Origin of the sequence: Yersinia sp. SCPM-O-B-9106 (C-191), assembly GCF_026183365.1 — a bacterium.
Lineage (GTDB): Bacteria > Pseudomonadota > Gammaproteobacteria > Enterobacterales > Enterobacteriaceae > Yersinia > Yersinia rochesterensis.
The window spans coordinates 810,406-833,970 of sequence record NZ_CP110791.1 but is presented as its reverse complement, the minus strand read 5'-3'; the positions used below and the strand labels follow the sequence as shown (position 1 = coordinate 833,970).

The window sequence follows — 23,565 nt, the reverse complement described above, 5'->3', positions numbered from 1 at the left end:
TAAAATAGATACGGGAGGCCATTGGCCTCCCGTCGGGTGCGGAATATATCTTTTTACACAGCAGTTTGGAAGATCACGCCATCAGCTTTATCAGTATATTGGCTTAACTGATCAAAATTCAGGTAACGGTAAGTATCTTCTGCGGTCTTATCAACCTGAGCCATATAAGTTTGATATTCATCCGGAGTTGGCAGACGCCCCAGCAGTGATGCAATCGCCGCCAGTTCAGCCGAAGCCAGATAAACATTCGCCCCATTACCTAAGCGGTTCGGGAAGTTACGGGTGGAAGTCGAAACTACTGTAGCCCCATCTGCCACGCGCGCCTGGTTACCCATGCACAGAGAGCAACCTGGGATCTCAATGCGGGCGCCACTCTTACCAAAGACGCTGTAATAGCCCTCTTCAGTCAATTGCGCGGCATCCATTTTGGTCGGTGGTGCAACCCACAGGCGGGTTGGCAACTGGCCTTTGTGCTGATCCAGCAATTTACCAGCAGCACGGAAGTGGCCAATGTTAGTCATACAGGAACCGATAAAGACTTCATCGATTTTGCTGTTAGCCACATCAGACAGCAAGCGGGCATCATCAGGATCATTAGGCGCGCAAAGAATCGGCTGAGTGATTTCCGCCAGATCGATTTCGATCACTGCGGCGTATTCCGCATCCGCATCACCTTCCAGCAGATTCGGGTTCGCCAACCAGCTTTCCATGCCATTGACACGGCGCTCCAGCGTACGGCGGTCGCCGTAACCTTCAGCTATCATCCACTTCAACAACACAATGTTGGATTGCAGATATTCAATGATCGGCGCTTGATCCAGCTTGATGGTGCAACCAGCCGCAGAGCGCTCAGCGGAAGCATCCGCCAGCTCGAATGCCTGTTCAACTTTCAGCTCTGGCAGACCTTCAATTTCCAGAATTCGGCCAGAGAAGATATTCTTCTTACCTTGCTTTTCAACGGTCAGCAGGTCTTCTTGAATAGCGTAGTAAGGAATTGCATGCACCAGATCACGCAGAGTGATACCCGGCTGCATTTTACCTTTAAAGCGCACCAGCACAGATTCAGGCATGTCTAATGGCATCACGCCTGTTGCTGCCGCAAAGGCCACCAGACCAGAACCCGCCGGGAAAGAAATCCCGATAGGGAAACGGGTGTGTGAGTCACCGCCGGTGCCGACAGTATCTGGCAGCAGCATGCGGTTAAGCCATGAGTGAATAATGCCATCACCTGGGCGCAGCGACACACCGCCACGGTTCATAATAAAGTCAGGCAGTGTGTGGTGAGTGGTCACGTCAACTGGCTTCGGATACGCCGCCGTATGACAGAATGACTGCATCACTAAGTCAGCCGAGAAACCCAGACAGGCTAAGTCTTTCAGCTCATCACGGGTCATCGGGCCGGTGGTATCTTGTGAACCGACCGAGGTCATTTTAGGTTCGCAGTATTCACCTGGGCGCACACCAGCAACACCGCAAGCGCGACCAACCATTTTCTGCGCCAGCGAGAAACCTTTGTTACTTTTGGCAACCGGCTTGGCAATGCGGAAGACTTCACTGACCGGCAAGCCCAGAGATTCGCGGGCTTTGGTGGTCAAGCCACGGCCGACGATCAACGGGATACGCCCACCAGCACGGACTTCGTCCAGCAGCACTTCAGTTTTCAGCTCGAAAGTGGCGAGTATCTCACCAGTGTCATGAAGGCGAACTTCGCCCAGATATGGATAGATATCAATGACATCGCCCATATTCAGGTTGCTGACATCCACTTCGATAGGTAAAGCGCCGGCATCTTCCATGGTGTTAAAGAAGATTGGCGCAATTTTGCTGCCCAGCACCACACCGCCGCCGCGCTTGTTTGGCACGTAAGGGATGTCGTCGCCCATAAACCACAGCACGGAGTTAGTGGCAGATTTACGGGAGGAACCGGTACCGACTACATCGCCAACATAGGCCAGTGGGAAGCCTTTTTTGTTCAGTTCTTCAATCTGTTTGATCGGGCCAACACTGCCCGGTTGATCCGGATGAATACCTTCGCGAGCATTTTTCAGCATCGCCAAAGCATGCAATGGAATATCAGGGCGAGACCAAGCATCCTGAGCTGGAGACAGGTCATCGGTGTTAGTTTCACCGGTCACTTTAAACACGGTTACAGTGATTTTTTCTGCCAGCGCTGGGCGGGAAAGATACCATTCGGCATCAGCCCAGGATTGCATGACTTTCTTGGCATGGGGGTTGCCGGCTTTAGCTTTTTCTTCCACATCGTAGAAGTTATCAAACATCAGCAAGGTATGAGATAACGCCTTGCCCGCAATTGGTGCCAGCTTTTCATTATCTAACGCATCAATCAGCGGATGAATGTTATAACCGCCCTGCATGGTACCAAGCAGTTCAATTGCTTTTTCGGCATTAATCAGGGGAGAGTGGGCTTCGCCCTTGGCAATCGCCGCCAGAAAACCGGCTTTAACATAGGCTGCTTCATCAACACCGGGCGGTACGCGGTTAATCAGCAGATCTAATAGGAATTCTTCTTCGCCCGCAGGCGGATTTTTTAATGATTCAACCAGCGCGGCCATTTGTGACGCATCTAATGGCTTGGGGACGATACCCTCAGCAGCACGCTCGGCTACGTGCTTACGGTATTCTTCTAGCACGACTCTCTCCTCGCTTTAATTATCATATATTTTCTGGGCTATCGGTAGCCACCAGCCATCATCATGATGCAGTAGGTGTAAGGTAAGATGCCCAGTTTTGCTCAGCCAGCATACCAGTATTTGAACTCAGTGTTAATTCGTTCACATAAAAGCAACATTAAATTTTTGCTGAATCGTTGAGCGCAGTGTAATCATCTGACGTATTGATAGTGGCTCTCAGTTAGCCCTTTGCAGTAGGGTAATATCCGTAAAATACCTCGGCATAATAACCTTATTAAATGAATGGACACCATCTTGCAATGAGAATCTCGTGCTGCCGGTAGGATTTTTAGGACGAGGAATAACGAATGGAAGATATTGTGGCGATAAATGAAGCAGAAACAGCCGATAATGACTGTTTCTGCTTTAACAAAAGATCCTATGCTCCAAGTATGAAGGGCATTTAGAACTGAGTATTCAAGCTAACAAAATATGTCCGGCCTGACTCATTGTAAGTGGCAGCCCCTGCCCCGGCGATCCCCGCCACACTTTGGGCATTACCCGCGCGGAACTGGCGTTTATCGAACAGGTTTTCAATCCCAGTGGTGACACTGACATTTTTAGTCAATGTATAGCTGCCACTCAGGCCGAAGATAGCATACGGGCTGACTTCATTGCGCGCTGAGCCAGTGACCGGCAGACCTTGATAGTCATATTTCTTCGGCTTCTGACGCCCATACCAGGTCACTGTCGACAGTAAGGACAAATCATCTGTTGCCTGCCAGCTCAGTGAGCTGTTCAAGGTATATTTCGGCGTGATTGATAAATAATCACCGGTGGTTTTATTCTTCGATTCCAGCATGTAGGTCAGATTGCTGCTCCATTGCACCGCGTCGGTGAATGGCACGGTCAAGTTACCTTCCAGCCCTTCAACCAGCGCTTTCGGTACGTTTTCCCACTTGAAGATATCAGAATTAGTGTAAGCGCCGGTGCCGCCATTGGCCGTTCCGAGGGAGACGATACCCGGCTCAATCTTATTACGATAATCATTACGGAAGTAAGTTATACCGGCAATGATACCGTCGTTATGGAACTCGAATCCTATCTCTTTGTTGACACTGGTTTCCGCTGACAGCGCGTCATTGCCCATCAGGTAGCAACTGCCCCCTGCACCATAGCAACCCTGACCACGGCTATATAATAGATAGTTAGGGTTGGTTTGATAGAGATTTGGCGCTTTATAGGCGCGGGCAATCCCCATTTTCATGGTGAAGTAATCGCCCAGTTCTTGTGACAGGTTTATCCCCGGACTCCAATTGCTTCCCGCAGTGCTGTGATGATCAAAACGCAGCGCCGGGGTGAGCATGGTGGTCTCCGTCAACTCGATATTGTCTTCAACAAATACCGAGGCTATCTGTGCTGAAGTGCGCGTATCTCGCCCGACGCCCGTCAAACCACTGACACTGCCGCCCTCAGTCGTGGTCTGAGTATTGGAGGTCGGGTCATTCATTTTCTGGTCATTCCATTCCGCGCCGACAGTCAGCACTTGATTAACCCCTAACTCAAACGGCAGGTTAACCTCGGAATGGGCCAAATAGTTGTCCAATTTGATCGTGCTGAATTTGTTATTGGAGAAGATACCCTCGGTGCCGCCCGCCAGCCCCTCATTAATGCGTGAGTTGCGGGTATTTTCATATTGGACATAAGAGGTGGTGCTCACGCCGTTATCCCAAAAACCGCGATGTGTCAGTGAGAAATTACCACGATACATTACGTTGGTTTCTGCGCCATATAGGCTGCGCACAATGGCATTGCTGTTGGTGTTTTGTGTATCACCGGCATAAATATTACCCTGGCGGCTATAACCCGCCTCGAACGCCAGGGATTGGCCTTGAGCAAACTCCCAACTCAGTAACCCATTGATATCTTTATTACGAACCCCTTCACGACCGGCTGGCAAGGTGCCTACTTGATTTCCGGTACGGGCTGATTCATGGCCTTGGTTAATATTCCAATCATCAGCATCAGTTTTGTTGTATCCGCCGTATAAGCGGAAATTGACAGTATCACTTAATGGCCCCAACAGGCTGAAGTCGGTGCGACGAGTCGCGCCTTCTTCGCTATGCTGCGGCATATTCATGTAAGCATTCCAGCTACCATGCAGTTCTTTGTCCGGCTGTTTGGTAATGATATTCACCACACCACCCGCGGCACCATTGCCATAGCGCGCAGCGGCAGGGCCGCGTAATACTTCGATTTTCTCGACCATATTCGCCGGTACCCAGTTGGTATCACCACGGGTATCGCGCTCACCACGCCAACCATAACGCACCGCATTGCGGCTCGAAACCGGAATGCCATCAATCATGATCAGGGTGTTTTCAGGCCCCATGCCACGAATATCGATCTGGCGGTTGTTCCCGCGCTGGCCGCTGGCAGAGTTACCGGAAAGGTTAACACCGGGCATAGTTCGGATAATTTCGGACAAATCATTCGCCGGAGGGCGCTTGCGGATATCTTCTGCGGTGATAGTCGATGCGCCCAGCGCTTGGCGGACTTGTTGCTGAGCCGTGACCACCAAGGTATCGCCAGTTACCGCTTTGCTTTCTGCCGCGGTTGTTTTTTGTTGTTGTGTCGTGTCTGTATCAGACCCTGCCTGAGTGGTATCTTGTGTCTGCGCCCAAAGCGGAGTCGAAATACAGATACCAATCAAGCTCGCTAAGGTCGTCAGAGAGCGCCGCTGCCATTTTACTTTCATTACACTTTCCCCGATGCAAAAGCCCACAGCGAATGTCAGCAGAGGAAAGTCTCTACCAATCTATTCATGGGGCAACAAAAACGAACAAGATTGATAATTATTTTCATTATCAATTCATCTCGCTAATTGTTACATTTGCAATCAGAAAAAAGGTTTGTGTAAACAGCAAAACTCTTTGTTATAAAGTCAATTTGTTCACGACGTTAATGCCAGTGAAAATGTAGAGGTCATCATGTCAGCGGTGAAGAAAAGCAAATTACGCAATGTTTCGCCCTCAGCGAAACCGATTTATCGCGACCAAATTGTGCAACAGTCAAATCTGGTGGCCAGTGACTATCAGCTGAGCGGCGCTAAGTTAGCGCCCGCTGACCCTATATTGTATGGCGATTTTCAGGTATTGCGACTGAATCCACATCTGATCTTGCATACCGCGAATGTGACCAACCTTTCCGATATCAAAACGCAGAATCAGCTCAAACCTGCTTTGAAGCTAGCGATTGTGGTCAGCGGCAGCGCACATATTTCATTTGGTGGTCAGCAACTGCATTTGCAGGAAAAAGGCGATGCGTCACTGATTTCACTCACTGAAAACACGCTATTTACTCGCCACGGCAAAAATAATAGCCATGAGCGCACTCTGACCCTCACATTTGATCGGGAATGGTTATATGGCGATTTATTGCCGCAGTCTGGTGCTTGGGATACGTTATACAACTTCACTCAGCAGCATTTAGCGGTTCATTTATGGCGGCCATCAATTCATGCCCAAGCGATTGCTCAGAAAATAGCAAGTGCCCCACCTTTCACAACACCACTGGAGCGATTGCAGTGGGAAACCCAATGTATTAGCCTGATTATTGAAGCATTCAGCTCACTCGAGCAGCAGGTTCAGCAACCTAATAAGATATCCTTGCGCGGGCAAAACCGAATTCAACAAGTACGTGACTGGCTGGAAAGTGGTGAAGCCGACCATCTTTCAATGAGTGAATTGGCTCGTCTGGTGAACATGAGCCAAAGCACTTTGCAGCGGCGTTTTCGTGAAAGCTACAACATTACGGTATTTGAATATTTGCGCCATTGCCGTTTAAAACGCGCCATGTTGGCTATTCAGAAAGAAGGAATCAGTATTGATCAAGCCGCCACTGTTGCGGGTTATACTAGCCCGGCAAATTTCGCTACCGCATTGCGACGGATATTTAATATTTCCCCCAGCCAGTTACGCACTGGACAGTTTTTTTAACTGTTCCAGCCAATAAAATTTCACTCCGACTAATATAAAAAATAGCGATCTTTATTAATCGTCACAACATAAATATAAATAAAATTGCCAATAAGATTTCTCATCTTGATTTAGCATTCACTTTGGCTAAATATTTATCTGCATTCCAAATTTAAAAAAATGGAATTTGCTACAATAACTAATATTAATATGGAGTTTTTATGAAAATAAACCACGCTTTATTAATAATTATTTATACTGTTATCTCCATTAAAATAGTACACTCCCGCCTAGTAGAGCCTAAATACCAATCTAATAAAGAGAGCTTTAGCCAATATCAAGCCAGACATTGTCAATGGGAAAGCAGGCACTCTTGTAAAACTGTACCCGAAGACCAGGGAAAATCGCCGCTAAAGACAGGTGGAGAGGTTGCTCTGGAAATTGGTCTCGGCATTTTAAGTGGTGGGCCAACACCACAACCTAAAGGCTTTAAATTCCGTGTACCCGGAGTCAAACTCACTGCTGCAAAAATATCCCCGCCCAAAGTCCCCAGAACACCCAGCATCCAAGGTAGTGGCGAAAACATTCCATTACTCACAGGAAGTCATAAACCCAAAACGTCAGGAATGCTAGAAAGAGTTAATGGTAAAGTAGGCTATTTATTAGGTGATACTCGGCCCCCTACATTAGGTGACGAACCTATAGGTGCAGAGTCCAGCGGCTCAAGTTCACCGTGGCTCATCAATACTGACTTACCCTTCACAGAAGAAGAAATCGCGCTTGGCGAAGAAATTGGTGCAGCAGCCGCAACAGAACTGCATATTATTACCCGAGTTGAATCAATCGATGAAAGTAATTTTGACATGGTAAAAGAAGAAATTGAAAGTATTTATAGTAAGAAAACCCTCGACAGAAATCAGTTAGATATTGAGGAGGAAATAAATAGTTATAATAGAATACCTTTAAATGATGAGGTCAGTTTCAGGGAATATTATGCACTTAGAAATTATAAAGAGATTGGCTATGTCGGTATGAATAAAGCCATGCGTACCGGGGATGTGACACCAGATGTTGAAATAGAGATAAATGAATTTTATAGAACTCTGGATAAATTCTCTGATATTAATATCGCGGCCAGAGAGCAGGGCCACATTGCTACAGACGAAAATAGCACTATCAGCCAGGTATTCCGAGGAGAAATCAGAAACCGAGCAGAATTTTTGGCCAAGATAAAACCAGGAAAAAAAATTGAGGTGGATGCTTTTTTTAGTACCACTTCAAATGAAAAGGTCATTATGGATTTTAATAGCAATGATTTATCAGGTGATGATGCCAACATTAGATACACTATTAAATATCAACATGGCCGTACCAACAGTACAAATATTAGTAGAATTTTAAATGAGTTAGAAGAAGAGCGCATATTTTTGCCCCGCAGCCGCTTTTATATTGTTGAGGTGATTGAAGAAGATGATGGAGAAACAATAGAAGTAAGAATGTTTGCTATCGCCGAGAGACCGCCACAACAACCCATGCAGGTTAATTAAAAAGGGAGTTAATAAGCCATCCACTACTCATATTGCAGTCTCGTAATGTAAAACGGCCCCTATAAAGGAGCCGTTTCAACATTTATATCTGCAAATACCTCGTCAGCAAAAAATTATTTCTTTTTCGCTTTCGGGTTCGGCAAGTCAGTAATGCTACCTTCGTAGATTTCTGCCGCCAGACCAACAGATTCATGCAAGGTTGGGTGAGCATGAATAGTCAGAGCGATATCTTCAGCATCACAACCCATCTCAATGGCCAGACCGATTTCACCTAACAGTTCACCACCGTTAGTCCCGACAATCGCGCCACCAATGATGCGGTGAGTTTCTTTGTCGAAAATCAGTTTGGTCATACCGTCTGCGCAATCAGAAGCAATAGCACGGCCCGATGCCGCCCACGGGAAGGTGGAGGTTTCGTAGCTGATGCCTTTTTCTTTAGCTTCTTTCTCAGTCAAACCCACCCATGCGACTTCTGGTTCAGTGTATGCAATAGATGGAATGACTTTTGGATCGAAGTAATGTTTCATGCCGGAGATAACTTCGGCAGCAACATGGCCTTCGTGAACACCTTTGTGTGCCAGCATTGGCTGACCCACGATGTCACCGATAGCAAAAATGTGCGGTACGTTGGTACGCAGTTGTTTATCTACGTGGATAAAGCCACGTTCGTCAACTTCAACGCCTGCCTGACCGGCATCCAGCAACTTACCGTTAGGTACGCGACCGATAGCGACCAGAACTGCATCATAGCGCTGTGGTTCTGCTGGGGCTTTTTTGCCTTCCATCGTGACGTAGATGCCATCTTCTTTGGCTTCTACCGCTGTCACTTTGGTTTCCAGCATCAGGTTGAATTGCTTGCTGATGCGCTTGGTGAATACTTTCACCACGTCTTTGTCGGCCGCTGGAATAACTTGGTCAGCCATTTCGACCACATCAATCTTCGAGCCCAGCGCATGGTAAACAGTACCCATTTCCAGACCGATAATGCCGCCGCCCATCACCAACAGACGTTCTGGGACAGTTTTCAGTGCCAGCGCATCAGTTGAGTCCCAAACACGTGGGTCTTCATGAGGAATAAATGGCAGTTGGATTGGACGAGAACCTGCGGCGATAATCGCGTTATCGAAAGTAATTGTGGTTGGGCCGTTTTCACCCTCAACAACCAGAGTGTTCGCACCAGTAAATTTACCAAGACCGTTAACCACTTTGACTTTACGGCCTTTAGCCATACCTGCCAAACCACCGGTTAACTGATTGATAACTTTCTCTTTCCAAACACGTACTTTATCAATGTCAGTTTTAGGCTCGCCAAACACGATACCGTGTTCAGCCAATGCTTTGGCTTCTTCGATAACTTTAGCGACGTGCAACAACGCCTTGGAGGGGATACAACCGACATTCAGGCAAACACCACCCAGAGTGGCATAACGCTCGACCAGAATAGTTTCTAAACCTAAATCCGCGCAACGAAAAGCAGCAGAGTACCCTGCTGGGCCTGCCCCAAGTACCACGACCTGAGTTTTAATTTCAGTACTCATCATGACCTCTTAATTGTTTGTCCGGCGGATCAGACACCATTTTTTAGGCTAATTAATTGCATAACGCCCGCATCCACCGTGACGCTTGCACCGCGTGCAGTTTACAGAATTGTTAATAACCTGAAAAGCCGCATCGCGTGACGAGGGTCTCAACAACCTTGTCGACTTATGTAAAAACAAGGCCGGCGCGAAGCCGGCCTTAGCGATTACATCACCAAACGGCGAATGTCGGCCAACATGTTATTGATGATGGTGATAAAGCGCGCACCATCAGCACCGTCAATCACACGGTGGTCGAAGGAGAGTGACATCGGCATCATCAGACGCGGCTGGAACTCTTTACCGTTCCAAACTGGCTCTATCGCAGACTTGGAGACACCCAAGATAGCCACTTCCGGCGCATTAACAATCGGCGCGAAGTGAGTTGTCCCGATACCGCCCAGGCTGGAGATGGTGAAGCAACCGCCCTGCATTTCGCCAGCGGTCAGCTTGCCATCACGAGCTTTCTTGGAGATAGCCATCAGTTCACGGGACAGTTCAGTGATGCTTTTCTTGTTCACATCCTTGAATACCGGAACTACCAGACCATTTGGCGTATCTACCGCGACACCGATGTTGATGTACTTTTTCAGCGTCAGCTTCTGACCATCTTCTGACAGTGAGCTGTTGAAACGTGGCATCTGCTCGAGAGCAGCAGCAACCGCTTTCATGATGAACACCACTGGGGTGAACTTCACGTCCAGCTTACGCTTGGCAGCTTCGTCATTCTGCAGCTTACGGAACGCTTCCAGATCGGTGATATCAGTTTTGTCGAAGTGTGTCACATGCGGGATCATGACCCAGTTGCGGCTCAGGTTAGCACCAGAGATTTTCTGGATACGGCCCAATTCCACTTCTTCGATTTCACCGAACTTGCTGAAATCAACTTTCGGCCACGGCAGCATGCCTGGCAGACCACCGCCAGCAGCAGGGGCAGTTTCAGCACGTTTGACCGCATCTTTCACGTAAGTCTGAACGTCTTCGCGCAGGATACGGCCCTTACGGCCAGTTCCTTTCACTTTCGCCAGGTTAACGCCAAATTCACGCGCCAGACGGCGGATAACCGGCGTGGCATGCACATAGGCATCATTCTCAGCAAACTCACCTTTGCTTGCAGCTGGAGCCGCAGCAACTTTAGCTGGCGCAGCAGCAGGAGCGGCTTGCTGGACTGGAGCTTCAGTTTGTGGTGCTGGAGCCGAAGCTGCCGCCGGTGCTGCACCTGCAACTTCAAATACCATGATCAGAGAACCGGTTTTCACTTTGTCGCCGGTGCTGATTTTGATCTCTTTCACGATGCCAGCGAATGGTGCAGGCACTTCCATAGAGGCTTTATCACCCTCTACAGTGATAAGAGATTGTTCTGCGGCAACAGTGTCACCCACTTTAACCATCACTTCGGTGACTTCAACTTCATCATCACCAATGTCTGGCACTTCAACATTTTTCGCCGCTGATGCCGCAGGAGCCGCTGCCTGAGCAGGGGCCGCTGGTTTCTCTTCAGCTTGAGCAGGTGCCGCAGCGGCACCCGTAGCTTCGAAGATCATCATCAGCTTGCCAGTCGCGACAGTATCGCCGACCGCAATTTTGATTTCTTTAACTACACCCGCCTGCGGTGAAGGGACTTCCATAGAAGCTTTATCACCTTCAACGGTGATCAGCGATTGTTCAACTTCAACAGTATCGCCCACTTTCACCATAATTTCGGTGACTTCAACTTCATCCGCACCGATGTCAGGTACATTGATTTCGATAGACATTTGTTCTTTACCTCTTATGCCAGACGCGGGTTAACTTTATCGGCGTCGATACCAAACTTAGTAATTGCTTCTGCAACTACGCTGGTGTCGATATCACCGCGTTTAGCCAATTCACCCAGAGCTGCAACCACCACGTAAGAAGAATCAACTTCGAAGTGGTGACGCAGGTTCTCACGGCTGTCAGAGCGGCCGAAACCATCTGTACCCAGAACGCGGAACTCGCTGGCAGGAATGAAGTTACGAATCTGTTCAGCAAACAACTTCATGTAGTCAGTAGAAGCAACCGCTGGCGCGTCATTCATGACCTGAGCAACATAAGGTACACGTGGAGTTTCTGTTGGGTGCAGCATGTTCCAGCGCTCACAATCCTGGCCATCGCGCGCCAGTTCAGTGAATGAAGTTACACTGTACACATCAGAACCTACGCCGTAGTCGTTAGCCAAAATCTGAGCTGCTTCGCGAACGTGACGCAGAATTGCCCCTGAGCTCATCAACTGCACTTTGCCTTTGCTACCTGCAACAGTTTCCAGTTTGTAGATACCTTTACGGATACCTTCTTCTGCGCCCTGCGGCATTGCTGGCATGTGATAGTTTTCGTTCAGCGTGGTCAGGTAGTAATAAACGTTTTCCTGCGCGTCGCCATACATACGTTGCAGACCATCATGCATGATGACGGCTACTTCGTATGCATAAGCTGGATCGTAAGAGATACAGTTCGGGATAGTCAGTGACTGAATATGGCTATGACCATCTTCATGTTGCAGACCTTCGCCGTTCAGTGTGGTTCGACCTGAAGTACCGCCGATCAAGAAGCCACGTGCCTGTTGGTCACCCGCAGCCCAGCACAGATCGCCGATACGTTGGAAACCGAACATGGAGTAGTAGATGTAGAACGGGATCATTGGCAGATCGTTGGTGCTGTAAGAAGTCGCAGCAGCCAGCCAAGAAGAAGCGGCACCCAACTCGTTGATCCCTTCTTGCAGGATCTGGCCTTTTTCGTCTTCTTTGTAGTAAGCAACCTGTTCACGGTCTTGCGGGGTATACTGCTGACCATTCGGGCTGTAAATACCAATCTGACGGAACAAACCTTCCATACCGAAGGTACGGGCTTCGTCGGCGATGATTGGAACAATTCTGTCTTTGATAGACTTGTTCTTCAGCATCACGTTCAGCACACGCACGAAAGCGATAGTGGTAGAGATTTCTTTGTTCTGCTCTTCCAGCAAAGAGCTGAAATCTGACAACGCTGGCATTTCCAGCTTTTCAGTGAACTTAGGCAAGCGAGTTGGCACGTAGCCTTCCAGCGCCTGGCGGCGTTCGTGCAGATACTTAGACTCTTCGGAATCTTTCTCGAAAGTGATGTATGGCAGTTTTTCGATATCAGCATCAGCAACCGGCACATTGAAACGATCGCGGAAGTGGTGAACCCCTTCCATGTTCATTTTCTTCACCTGGTGGGCGATGTTTTTACCCTCAGCTGTTTCGCCCATGCCGTAACCTTTGATGGTGTGGGCCAGGATAACAGTTGGTTTACCAGTAGTTTCTTGTGCTTTTTTCAGTGCAGCAAAGACTTTCTTCGGATCATGACCGCCACGATTCAGAGACCAGATCTCGTCGTCGCTCATGTCTTTCACTAATGCAGCAGTTTCTGGGAAACGACCAAAGAAGTGTTCGCGCACATAAGCGCCGTCTTTGGATTTGAAAGTCTGGTAGTCGCCATCCAGAGTCTCGTTCATCAGTTGGATCAGTTTACCGCTGGTATCTTTACGCAGCAGTTCATCCCAACGACTACCCCAAATAACTTTCAGAACCTGCCAGCCAGCACCGCTGAAGATGCCTTCCAGTTCATTAATGATTTTGCCGTTACCTGTAACCGGGCCATCGAGGCGCTGCAAGTTACAGTTGATAACGAAGACCAAGTTATCCAGTTTTTCACGGGTCGCGATGGTGATCGCACCTTTAGATTCTGGCTCATCCATCTCGCCGTCGCCCAAGAAGGCGTACACGGTCTGTGCTGAAGTGTCTTTCAGACCACGGTGAGACAGGTATTTCAGGAACTTAGCCTGATAGATTGCACTGATTGGGCCAAGGCCCATAGAGACCGTCGGGAACTGCCAGAACTCAGGCATCAGTTTCGGGTGCGGGTAAGAAGACAAACCTTTACCGTCAACTTCCTGACGGAAGTTATCCATCTGTTCTTGCGTCAGGCGGCCTTCAAGGAAAGCACGCGCGTAAACGCCCGGAGAGATGTGGCCCTGGAAGTAAACCAGATCGCCGCCGTCTTTTTGGTTACGAGCACGGAAGAAGTGGTTGAAGCAAACCTCGTAGAAAGTAGCGGAAGATTGGAAGGATGCCATATGGCCGCCCAAATCCAGATCTTTCTTCGACGCACGCAACACGGTCATCACGGCATTCCAACGGATGGCTGAACGAATACGACGCTCCAGCTCCAGGTTGCCAGGGTAAGCGGGTTCGTCTTCTACCGGGATAGTGTTGATGTAATCACGGCTGGCTGAACCAGCTGCAACACTCACACCACCTTTACGGGCTTCGCCCAAGACCTGATCAATCAGATACTGAGCACGCTCAACACCCTCTTCACGGATGACCGATTCGATCGCCTGTAGCCAGTCGCGGGTTTCGATCGGATCCACGTCATTATTTAAACGTTCTGACATGGTGGTATTCCTTATCTGTTTCTAATGGTTTATTTGGAGCCTATCTTCCTGTGCTTTAACCTCAGGCTAAAGCACGTGCCCTGGTGAAAACACCGGAAGATAGGCCCATCAGTTTTTCCCCGTCATACTTCAAGCTGCTGGGGTGTTGGCTGCACTCTTGCCCCCCAGTCACTTACTCAAGTAAGCTCTTGGGGATTCACTCCCTTGCCGCCTACCTGCAACTCGAATTATTTTGGGTTTAGTTGCCGCGTTTCGTGCTCAAAATAAGCATATAGAACCGACCCAAATGCAGGATAAGTTCTTAGTCCTTGCGCTGCTGGAGCCGACGCAAAGATCGCTCACGGCGACTGTGCTCCCGACTGAGGTCCAACAGAATTTCCTCGATAAACGCCAAGTGACGGTGTGAGGCTTCGCGAGCTTTCTCTGGCTCACGAGCCACAATCGCCTCAAAAATCCCGGCGCGGTGACTGCTCACCGTTGCCAGCATTTCGCGGCGCGAGTAAAGCAATTCAAAGTTTTGTTTAACGTTTTGTTCCAGCATTGGCCCCATGCAGCGCAGTAAATGCAGTAAAACCACATTATGCGCAGCCTCTGTGACAGCAACTTGATACTGCATGACAGCATCAGCCTCGGCATCCAAATCACCGCGGTCTTGTGCTTGCTGAATAACAGTATGGCATTCACGAATGCGTTGTAGATCTTCGTCAGTACCGCGCAGTGCAGCATAATAGGCTGCTACACCTTCGAGGGCATGACGGGTCTCTAACAGATCGAATTGTGATTCTGGATGGTCGGCCAGCAGTTCAGCCAGCGGATCGCTAAAGCTTTGCCACAGATTGGTTTGCACGAAAGTACCACCGCCCTGACGGCGCAACAGCAGCCCCTTAGCCTCTAACCGCTGGATTGCTTCTCGCAGAGAAGGTCGGGAAACATCAAATTGCTTCGCCAACTCGCGCTCAGGCAATAACTTCTCTCCCGGACGCAGCGTCCCTTCCAAGATCAGGTACTCGAGCTGCTGCTCGATAACATCTGACAATTTGGGCTGACGTATTTTGTTGTAGGCCATAATTTGTTGTAAGTTGCGCTGTGCCGTATTGAGTGAATCGTCTCTGCGAGTAGCGCGGAGTCAATTGGTAATACCAATTTCAAAAACGTGACGATAAAGTAACAAAGTATTCACTACCTGTCCATACGGACCTTGACCAAAATCATGAAACCCAGCACATTTTAACAACTTCACTGATATAGCAATGCAAAGTGATAACCTAGTGGTGGTAATACCATTACTTGACGCCAGCGAGTTTTAACTTTTATGAAACGCGTATTTAGGCAAGCTGAAGCGTTATAGTTATTTTATTAGTGAATTTAAATCCTATTTTTGTGAATTTAAATTCAACGAAAAACAAGAAAAGTCTGTCTATCTCTCTCCTTCCAGCCAAATACTGGTTTGACCACAATAAAAATAGTCGACTGGTGAATTTTTGTGCAACAAACACCTATTACTGCTTTTTCTGAAAACAACAGCTTGATCACGCATCAACATTTTTATTGGCATTTTGCCTAAAAATTCAGCGGATAAAATAAAAAGCAGATGCAATAATTATCGCCTAGCACTATTCTCTTTTAAACGGTAGCCAATGGAGAAAACTCCATAAAAAGCAACCGTAAACAAAATAATACAAATAATGTAATCAAAATCTTACGCATAGCATGTGGCGCCCGTTTATACCCAATAGATTTATTGTAAGGACAACGGGTTTGCTAGCTAGAAGTGACAACGACAGAGGATGCAATAATGAGTGTTCAACAGGAAGGTGCGGAGCTAAAGCGGGGGCTTAAAAACCGCCACATCCAGCTTATTGCCTTAGGTGGCGCTATTGGTACCGGACTGTTTCTGGGTATCGCGCAGACTATTCAAATGGCGGGGCCTTCAGTGTTACTGGGGTATGCCATCGGCGGTTTTATTGCATTTCTGATTATGCGCCAGTTAGGGGAAATGGTGGTCGAGGAGCCAGTAGCCGGTTCTTTCAGTCACTTTGCCTATAAATACTGGGGTAATTTTGCCGGCTTTGCTTCCGGCTGGAATTACTGGGTTCTGTACGTGTTAGTCGCTATGGCGGAACTCACCGCCGTGGGTATCTATGTACAGTATTGGTGGCCGGAGATCCCAACATGGGTATCAGCCGCCGTCTTCTTCCTCGCCATCAACGCCATCAATCTGGCTAACGTGAAAGTGTATGGCGAGATGGAGTTCTGGTTTGCCATCATTAAAGTAGTCGCTATCATCGCCATGATTCTATTCGGTGGGTGGTTATTACTCAGCGGACAAGGCGGCCCAGAAGCCACGGTTACTAACTTATGGGCTCAGGGCGGATTCTTCCCTAATGGCATCATGGGGTTAGTGATGGCAATGGCGGTAATCATGTTCTCATTCGGTGGGCTTGAATTAGTCGGCATCACTGCGGCAGAAGCAGAAAACCCAGCCAAAAGCATCCCGAAAGCAACCAATCAGGTTATCTATCGTATCTTGTTGTTCTATATCGGTTCGCTGGCAATTTTACTGTCACTTTACCCGTGGGGCAAAGTGGTTGAAGGCGGTAGTCCCTTCGTCCTGATCTTCCATGCATTGAACAGTAATGTCGTGGCCACCGTATTAAACATTGTGGTGCTAACCGCGGCATTATCGGTCTACAACAGCTGTGTTTACTGTAACAGCCGCATGTTGTTCGGTTTAGCCAAGCAAGGTAATGGCCCGAAAATACTGCTGAAAGTCGATGGCCGCGGGGTGCCGGTTCTTGCTATCGCCGTTTCCGCATTTGCGACTGCTTTCTGTGTATTGATTAACTATCTGATACCCGGCCGTGCTTTTGAATTATTAATGGCATTAGTGGTTTCAGCGCTGGTGATCAACTGGGCGATGATCAGCTTGGCACACCTTAAATTCCGTGCTGCTAAAAACCGTCAGGGCGTCACTCCACAATTCAAAGCTTTCTGGTATCCGTTCGGCAACTACCTGTGTTTGCTATTCCTGACTGGCATTCTGGTCATCATGTCTCTGACACCGGGCATCCAGATCTCAGTGCTGTTGATTCCTGCCTGGTTAGTGCTACTGGCTGTCGGTTATATCCTGAAAAACCGCAACCAAAGAGCAAAATCCTAATAGCAGAAAGTATCTTATTATCTTTAGAAAGCTGACAATATTGTCGCTAACGGGCCAGCCATCAGTGCTGGCCCGTTTATTTTATTGAATTGAGACTGAGTTATTGAGGCCGCTCTTACCGGAAGTGGGCTTCTCTACCTGAGCTATGCTTCTCTACCTGAGCTATAAATAAAGTCGCTATACCAGTGCGCCATAAATAGTCAGTAAAGCAACCACTACAATCACCGTCAGCGTCACTTTTCGCGCTAAAGATACGGCGGATCTTGGCGTCTGTACTGGATCTAAATGAGGTTCTCGCGCCAGTGAATATTGCGCGAGCTGAGTTAACACTTGGTATTGCGAAGAACGGAAGTCACCCAATGAAGCAAACCAAGCTGGTAAAGCTCTTTCACCGTGTCCTAATAATGCGTAAGCAACACCCACTAACCGCACAGGTATCCAGTCCAACCAATGCAAGATACGGTCGATACCCGATTGAGAACGTTGTAACGGAGTGTTATGTCGTGCTAGCCACGTCTGGTATCCACGTAACATTGCGTACCCCGCCAATGCTACCGGGCCGTAATTAACACATACAACAAACCAGAAGATCGGTGCTAAATAGTAACGGAAGTTTATCCATAACAATGCATTTTGCAGCGATTCCAGCCTGATTTTCTCACCACTATTCATCGGTAAACCATGGATGAGCGCTAATTCTTCGGCCATTTTATCGGTAGCATGGGCATCACCCTGACGTGCTGCTTTCAGGTAGGCGCGATAATGTTTGCGTATTCCCCCCGCTCCAATGCACAGCAGGCAAATAAGTATCCACACCAGTAAAAGAGGGAGGCCAAACAAGATATTTTGCACTAACCGTAAAATCAGCCATACCAACAGCATCCACACAGCGGTCAGTAAAATTGTTTGTACCAATGAAAAGTGGCGTAAACGCGTAAATACCACTTCAAGACGATGATCTAACTGCCAATGTTCGCCCAGTTTAAACAAGCGCTCCCATGCCAGCACCAGCAACAGCGTAAACAGTGTCATTAGCTCTTACTCTCCCTTTGCACTTAACCCACCCAGAAACAGGGCATATGCCTCCCGGCATGCATGAACGACAATATCAGACGAAGTGACAAGCTAATACGCGCTTACCATAGACTTCAGGTTAATATTGCATCACTTTCGTATTACGATGGCAAAGATAACTTCACCAAACTCTGTTGATACAATTCCCAATTAAAAGCGGGACCTGGGTCGGTTTTACGCCCTGGCGCAATATCACTGTGACCCGTAACCAGTTCTGCAGTTATCGGATAAGCGGCAAATAGCAGCGCGCTAATTTCAGCCAAACTGCAATATTGTGCGGGCGTAAACGGTAACACATCCGTCCCTTCTAACTCGATCCCAATAGAGAAATCGTTACACCGCTCACGCCCAGCAAAAGTTGATACTCCCGCATGCCAGGCCCGTTTATCAAATGGAACATATTGAATAACTTCCCCATCCCTGCGAATCAGACAATGGGCTGATACTCTCAGATGAACAATATCGGCAAAATAAGGGTGTTCATCGGCGTTGAGTGTGCCAGTGAATAATTGATCGATATACGGGCCGCCAAACTCACCAGGAGGCAAACTGATGTTATGAATCACCAACAAAGAAGGAATTTCGCCTTCTGGCCGCTGATCAAAATGTGGGGACACAACCCGTTTGACCCCAGAAATCCAGCCATTCTCTAACTGCCAGTTATTTTCTAACTGCCCGCTATTTTCTAACTGCATAGTTTACCTAAGCCCCTAATGGTGACACTTCAACCCGCTCTTTTATGGCACTTCTGCTAGCAACAGAGTAGCATGTTTGGACAACTATCTATCCGCCATTTCGGAGTTTTCTATGCCGACCCGCAGCTATAATGCCGACAGCCGCCGTGCCGAGCTATTGGAACGAATTCAACGCGATATCCCGTCTACTGTTGCTCAGGCTTTGAGTGAAGACCTTGGTGGTGAGGTCAATGCAGATCGCGACCTTACAGCACAATTACTGCCAGCGGATAAGCAGGCAGATGCCACCATCATTACCCGAGAAGCCGGTATTTTTTGTGGTCAGCGCTGGTTGAATGAAGTGTTTATTCAACTTGGTGCCCAGGTATCTATCACATGGAAAGTTAAAGATGGAGATAAACTGGTAGCGGATCAGGTTCTTTGCCATTTGACTGGCCCCGCACGTATTCTGTTGACGGGTGAACGTACTGCACTTAATTTCCTGCAAACTTTATCGGGTGTCGCTACCGAAGTGAGCCACTATGTGGCCGAACTTTCTGGATTGCATACTCAATTACTTGATACCCGAAAAACAGTTCCTGGGCTGCGTACCGCCTTAAAATATGCCGTCCTCTGTGGTGGTGGCAATAATCATCGGCTGGGTTTATCTGATGCCTTCCTTATTAAGGAAAATCATATTATTGCTGCCGGTTCGATTAAAGAAGCTGTCGCCAAAGCATTTTGGATCCATGCCGATGTCCCTGTAGAAGTTGAAGTTGAATCCCTTGATGAGTTGCAGCAAGCACTAGAAGCTGGTGCCGACATCATCATGCTAGATAACTTCACTATTCCAATGATGCGTGATGCTGTAAGAATGCGCGATGAACTGGCCAAAACCCAGAGTAGTGCACAATTGGAGGTTTCAGGTAACGTCACATTGGAAACTTTGCGTAGCTATGCTGAAACAGGCATTGACTTTATTTCAGTCGGTGCGCTCACCAAACATATTACTGCCCTGGACCTGTCCATGCGCTTTAAATAATCCTATCAAACTATTCTCGGCGGGTAGCTACCAATTGCAGAATATCATTCTGTTCTGCGAGCACCGCCGAAATTATCTGTGACTCCACTGCAATAACCTAAATATCCGACAGTATGCTTCGCAAATCGCGCTGAACCCACTATTGCCCCTCATTTAAAAAGTGCACTCTGCTCACGTTTTCTCAAACACATGGAGAGTGTCAAATGACTAATCAACGAGGTTTTACATTAATTGAATTGATGGTTGCGATTGCCATTATTGCGGTTCTCAGTGGAGTGGGTATTCCTTCCTATCAGCGTTATATCCAAAAAGCAGCGCTCACCGATATGTTACAAACCATGGTTCCTTACAAAATGGCAATAGAGCTTTGTGCTCTGGAACATGCCAGCCTTGATAGCTGTAATGGCGGGAGTCATGGCATTCCTACGGGGGGATCATCCCGCTATATTAGCGCTACGACCATTGATAAAGGCATCATTACATTTACAGGCCAGCAAACACTCGCCAATCTGACTCTGGTTATGTCACCAACAATAAATAAGAGTGGAAATATCGTCTGGACAAAAACATGTGCCGCAACAAATGACAGTATTATTGATAACTGCAAAGCCGTGTTTCGTTTCAATGATAAGGACTAACTCATGACTGAATTCATGAAGTATCCATCTGAGACAATAAACAGTGAATTACACACGCTTTGCCGCCGCCATAGGTCAATCGCCTTAAAACTCGATGGTAAAAGCCTAACCATCGCGTCATCTGGCCCCGTAAATGAGGAGTTATTAGCTGCGTTGCGTTTTGCTTGTGGCCGTAAAATTAAGGTGGAAAACTGGCCAGAAGCCAAGATTGAACAATCATTAAACTTGGCCCCATCAGTAAAAGGCCGCTTAAGTAAAAGAATAAAATCTACAGAAGCCCATTACGACATATCCCAACAAAACAGAGAACGGAAAAAATCACTATCGCCAAACCCAGAGCAACAAGGTTCGGATGACACATTACTTGATAATGAAAGTGATATACCTGTTGTTCAATTTATAACTCAAACACTTAGGCTAGCGATTCAGAAACGTGCATCAGATATCCATTTCGAACCTTACCAATATCACTATCGTATTCGCCTAAGAATTGATGGTGTATTACATGAATCTCCGCCGCCAGCGGTCGAATTATCCAGTCGTATTAGCAGTTGCCTAAAGGTTATGTCCAAGCTGAACATTGCTGAAAAACGGTTAGCACAAGATGGTCAATTGGCTCTAATGCTAGACGGCATCCGCTACTCGATGAGAATAGCGACTCTCCCCGTGCAATACGGTGAAAAAGTCGTGCTGCGTATCCTCAATATGCAACAACAACCTACACTGGAAAAGTTGGGGCTAACCCCCGCGGCCCACCAACAGTTAACCCAAGCGCTATCAGCCCCACAGGGTTTGATTTTGGTCACTGGGCCAACTGGCAGCGGGAAAACCGTCACCCTCTACTGCAGCCTGGATCAACTCAATCAGCCGCAGATAAATATCTGTAGTGTTGAAGATCCTATTGAGATCCAGGTTAATGGCATCAATCAAACGCAAACTAACAGTAAGATTGGGTTAGATTTTTCCAGTGTCTTGCGTGCGATGCTACGACAGGATCCCGACGTGATTATGCTAGGTGAGATTCGGGATAACGAAACGGCAGAAATAGCGGTTAAAGCGGCTCTAACAGGGCATCTGGTACTTTCAACACTGCATACCAATTCCACGGCTGAAACACTGATACGTCTGACACAAATGGGCGTAGCACGCCATTTAATTGCCTCCAGCCTAACATTAGTCATCGCCCAGCGATTGGTCCGCAAATTATGCATACATTGCCGCCAAACATCACCCACCCCTTTCCAAGCTCCAAAAAATGTGTGGGAGAACCCACTGCAACACTATATTGCCGTGGGTTGTGAACACTGTTGCGCCGGTTATTATGGCCGAATCGGTATTTATGAAATGTTAAATGTAACACCACCAATCCAACAAGCTTTGCTCAATAACGCCAGCCCGTCAGAGCTAGCCCAAATCGCACAGGAACAAAAACAAATCACATTACTTTCGGCAGGTTTGGCATTAGTCGAAAGCGGCATGACCACTCTCAGTGAAATTAATCGTGTTGTCGGTTTTTTGACAGAAGCAGAGGCAACGCCATGAACTATCAACGCTTATTTAGCTGGAAAGCAATTAACAATTCGGGGCAGTTGCAAACAGGTGTATTACTGGCAACAGAAAAAAATATCGTTTATGAACATATGTTCCGCCATGGATTACAGCCACTAGGTATTAAAAGCGGGAAACGGTTATCGATGAGCTATTGGCGAGGAGAGCGTCTGATCACTGTAACTCGCCAATTAGCGACGTTGTTGCAAGCGGGCTTACCATTAGTGAGTTGTTTGCAATTATTGGCGAAAGAAATGGATGCCTTACCTTGGCAATGTTTATTACAGGAGATAAGTCAGGAAGTTTCACAGGGGCAATCATTATCTGAAGCAATGGCGCATTATCCTCACACATTCCCTCAATTATATCCCCCCGTCATTGCGATGGGGGAGTTGACGGGTAATCTTGAACAATGCTGTACTCAGTTGGTACAGCATCAGGAACAGCAACAAGCATTACAAAAGAAAGTGATTAAAGCGCTTAAATATCCGGCGTTTGTCTGCGTTATTGCATTAGCTGTCAGTATCATCATGCTAGTTTTGGTGCTCCCTGAGTTTGCACAAATCTATCAATCATTCGACACACCATTACCGGCGCTGACTGCCACCTTGCTGTTAATATCGGCATTTCTTACTGCTTATGGACCATATCTCGCTATATTATTAACATCATTTTTTATTAGCTATTTATATGTACGGAAACATCGAACTTACTGCCAACTATGGGAGCAAAAGCTTTTATTACGCCTTCCGCTAATATCAGCATTGATACGCGGCAGTTGTCTTAGCCAAATTTTCCAAACACTGGCTATTACTCAACACGCAGGGTTACCACTGACGGCCGGATTAGATGCCGCACTTCGTGCCATCAATAACGACAGTTATAAGCAAGCATTGAGAGGAATTCAAAAACAAATCAATCAAGGAGTTCCATTGTATTTGACCCTCTATCAGCACTCTCTATTTCCCCCCCTATGCCAACAAATGGTTCGTGTAGGTGAAGAATCTGGCGCACTTGATGTGCTGTTAGAGAAACTCGCCAGTTGGCACCAACAGCAAACACAGGATTTGGCTGACAATCTTACTCAGATGTTGGAACCACTTTTGATGCTAATTATTGGCAGTATCGTGGGGGTTTTAGTGATAGCGATGTATTTACCGATATTCCAGTTAGGGGATGTCATCGGGTAAAATGATGCTATTAGAGAAGATTATCTAGTGTCATTTTATTAAAAAGAGGCGTTGGTTTACGCCCCTTTTTATA

Annotated in this window: 15 protein-coding genes; 7 read left to right on the top strand and 8 right to left on the bottom strand. The window is 47.5% G+C overall.

The window, feature by feature from the left end:
- Positions 1-53 precede the first annotated feature (53 nt).
- Together acnB and OP863_RS03670 are read right to left on the bottom strand one after the other, a co-directional pair.
- Positions 54-2,651, bottom strand: coding sequence for a bifunctional aconitate hydratase 2/2-methylisocitrate dehydratase (gene acnB, locus OP863_RS03675; RefSeq protein ID WP_265525903.1), 2,598 nt, complete (start codon positions 2,649-2,651; stop codon positions 54-56).
- Between the two features lie 442 nt (positions 2,652-3,093).
- Positions 3,094-5,388 carry a TonB-dependent siderophore receptor gene (locus OP863_RS03670; protein WP_038636239.1) on the bottom strand — a complete coding sequence of 765 codons (2,295 nt, stop codon included), beginning with the start codon at positions 5,386-5,388 and terminating at the stop codon, positions 3,094-3,096.
- A 232-nt stretch (positions 5,389-5,620) separates the two neighbouring features.
- Here OP863_RS03670 and OP863_RS03665 point away from each other — a divergent pair, with 232 nt between their 5' ends.
- Both OP863_RS03665 and OP863_RS03660 read left to right on the top strand, forming a co-directional pair.
- Complete coding sequence (locus OP863_RS03665; RefSeq protein ID WP_265525902.1) at positions 5,621-6,628, top strand: helix-turn-helix transcriptional regulator; 1,008 nt, start codon at positions 5,621-5,623, stop codon at positions 6,626-6,628.
- Positions 6,629-6,828: 200 nt separating this feature from the next.
- On the top strand, positions 6,829-8,154 hold the full coding sequence (locus OP863_RS03660; protein WP_265525901.1) for a hypothetical protein: 1,326 nt from the start codon (positions 6,829-6,831) through the stop codon (positions 8,152-8,154).
- 113 nt (positions 8,155-8,267) lie between these two features.
- Here OP863_RS03660 and lpdA read toward each other — a convergent pair whose 3' ends face one another.
- From lpdA to pdhR, 4 genes are all read right to left on the bottom strand, one after another.
- Positions 8,268-9,692, bottom strand: coding sequence for a dihydrolipoyl dehydrogenase (gene lpdA / locus OP863_RS03655; RefSeq protein WP_005156808.1), 1,425 nt, complete (start codon positions 9,690-9,692; stop codon positions 8,268-8,270).
- Positions 9,693-9,898: 206 nt separating this feature from the next.
- Positions 9,899-11,488 (bottom strand): pyruvate dehydrogenase complex dihydrolipoyllysine-residue acetyltransferase, encoded by a 1,590-nt coding sequence (gene aceF, locus OP863_RS03650; RefSeq protein WP_265525900.1) that lies wholly within the window; start codon positions 11,486-11,488, stop codon positions 9,899-9,901.
- Between the two features lie 14 nt (positions 11,489-11,502).
- Complete coding sequence (gene aceE / locus OP863_RS03645) at positions 11,503-14,166, bottom strand: pyruvate dehydrogenase (acetyl-transferring), homodimeric type (RefSeq protein ID WP_145587543.1); 2,664 nt, start codon at positions 14,164-14,166, stop codon at positions 11,503-11,505.
- A 301-nt stretch (positions 14,167-14,467) separates the two neighbouring features.
- Positions 14,468-15,232, bottom strand: a complete 765-nt coding sequence (gene pdhR, locus OP863_RS03640; RefSeq protein WP_038636247.1) for a pyruvate dehydrogenase complex transcriptional repressor PdhR — start codon at positions 15,230-15,232, stop codon at positions 14,468-14,470.
- A 729-nt stretch (positions 15,233-15,961) separates the two neighbouring features.
- On the opposite strand from pdhR, the gene OP863_RS03635 reads away from it, so the two are divergent.
- Positions 15,962-17,326, top strand: coding sequence for an amino acid permease (locus OP863_RS03635; protein ID WP_038636249.1), 1,365 nt, complete (start codon positions 15,962-15,964; stop codon positions 17,324-17,326).
- Positions 17,327-17,503: 177 nt separating this feature from the next.
- Here the strand turns inward: OP863_RS03635 and ampE are convergent, their stop codons facing one another.
- Positions 17,504-18,358, bottom strand: a complete 855-nt coding sequence (ampE, locus tag OP863_RS03630) for a beta-lactamase regulator AmpE (RefSeq protein ID WP_050291605.1) — start codon at positions 18,356-18,358, stop codon at positions 17,504-17,506.
- Between the two features lie 143 nt (positions 18,359-18,501).
- Complete coding sequence (ampD, locus tag OP863_RS03625) at positions 18,502-19,095, bottom strand: 1,6-anhydro-N-acetylmuramyl-L-alanine amidase AmpD (protein WP_145587547.1); 594 nt, start codon at positions 19,093-19,095, stop codon at positions 18,502-18,504.
- A gap of 112 nt (positions 19,096-19,207) precedes the next feature.
- On the opposite strand from ampD, the gene nadC reads away from it, so the two are divergent.
- From nadC to hofC, 4 genes are all read left to right on the top strand, one after another.
- A complete protein-coding gene (nadC, locus tag OP863_RS03620; protein ID WP_038636255.1) occupies positions 19,208-20,116 on the top strand; it encodes a carboxylating nicotinate-nucleotide diphosphorylase in 909 nt (302 codons plus the stop codon).
- Positions 20,117-20,319: 203 nt separating this feature from the next.
- Positions 20,320-20,754, top strand: a complete 435-nt coding sequence (gene ppdD / locus OP863_RS03615; protein ID WP_145587549.1) for a prepilin peptidase-dependent pilin — start codon at positions 20,320-20,322, stop codon at positions 20,752-20,754.
- A gap of 3 nt (positions 20,755-20,757) precedes the next feature.
- A complete protein-coding gene (gene gspE, locus OP863_RS03610) occupies positions 20,758-22,296 on the top strand; it encodes a type II secretion system protein GspE (protein ID WP_186378115.1) in 1,539 nt (512 codons plus the stop codon).
- Entirely contained in the window at positions 22,293-23,492 is a 1,200-nt protein-coding gene (gene hofC, locus OP863_RS03605) for a protein transport protein HofC (RefSeq protein ID WP_038636261.1), read from the top strand. The genes gspE and hofC overlap by 4 nt, the downstream gene beginning before the upstream one ends.
- Positions 23,493-23,565 lie beyond the last annotated feature (73 nt).

What these genes read in the sequence shown, in the direction of transcription:
- OP863_RS03670 (WP_038636239.1), bottom strand. Translation starts at nt 5,388, where the DNA reads ATGAAAGTAAAATGGCAGCGGCGCTCTCTGACGACCTTAGCGAGCTTG.
- OP863_RS03665 (WP_265525902.1), top strand. Translation starts at nt 5,621, where the DNA reads ATGTCAGCGGTGAAGAAAAGCAAATTACGCAATGTTTCGCCCTCAGCG.
- OP863_RS03660 (WP_265525901.1), top strand. Translation starts at nt 6,829, where the DNA reads ATGAAAATAAACCACGCTTTATTAATAATTATTTATACTGTTATCTCC.
- lpdA (WP_005156808.1), bottom strand. Translation starts at nt 9,692, where the DNA reads ATGAGTACTGAAATTAAAACTCAGGTCGTGGTACTTGGGGCAGGCCCA.
- aceF (WP_265525900.1), bottom strand. Translation starts at nt 11,488, where the DNA reads ATGTCTATCGAAATCAATGTACCTGACATCGGTGCGGATGAAGTTGAA.
- aceE (WP_145587543.1), bottom strand. Translation starts at nt 14,166, where the DNA reads ATGTCAGAACGTTTAAATAATGACGTGGATCCGATCGAAACCCGCGAC.
- pdhR (WP_038636247.1), bottom strand. Translation starts at nt 15,232, where the DNA reads ATGGCCTACAACAAAATACGTCAGCCCAAATTGTCAGATGTTATCGAG.
- OP863_RS03635 (WP_038636249.1), top strand. Translation starts at nt 15,962, where the DNA reads ATGAGTGTTCAACAGGAAGGTGCGGAGCTAAAGCGGGGGCTTAAAAAC.
- ampE (WP_050291605.1), bottom strand. Translation starts at nt 18,358, where the DNA reads ATGACACTGTTTACGCTGTTGCTGGTGCTGGCATGGGAGCGCTTGTTT.
- ampD (WP_145587547.1), bottom strand. Translation starts at nt 19,095, where the DNA reads ATGCAGTTAGAAAATAGCGGGCAGTTAGAAAATAACTGGCAGTTAGAG.
- nadC (WP_038636255.1), top strand. Translation starts at nt 19,208, where the DNA reads ATGCCGACCCGCAGCTATAATGCCGACAGCCGCCGTGCCGAGCTATTG.
- ppdD (WP_145587549.1), top strand. Translation starts at nt 20,320, where the DNA reads ATGACTAATCAACGAGGTTTTACATTAATTGAATTGATGGTTGCGATT.
- gspE (WP_186378115.1), top strand. Translation starts at nt 20,758, where the DNA reads ATGACTGAATTCATGAAGTATCCATCTGAGACAATAAACAGTGAATTA.
- hofC (WP_038636261.1), top strand. Translation starts at nt 22,293, where the DNA reads ATGAACTATCAACGCTTATTTAGCTGGAAAGCAATTAACAATTCGGGG.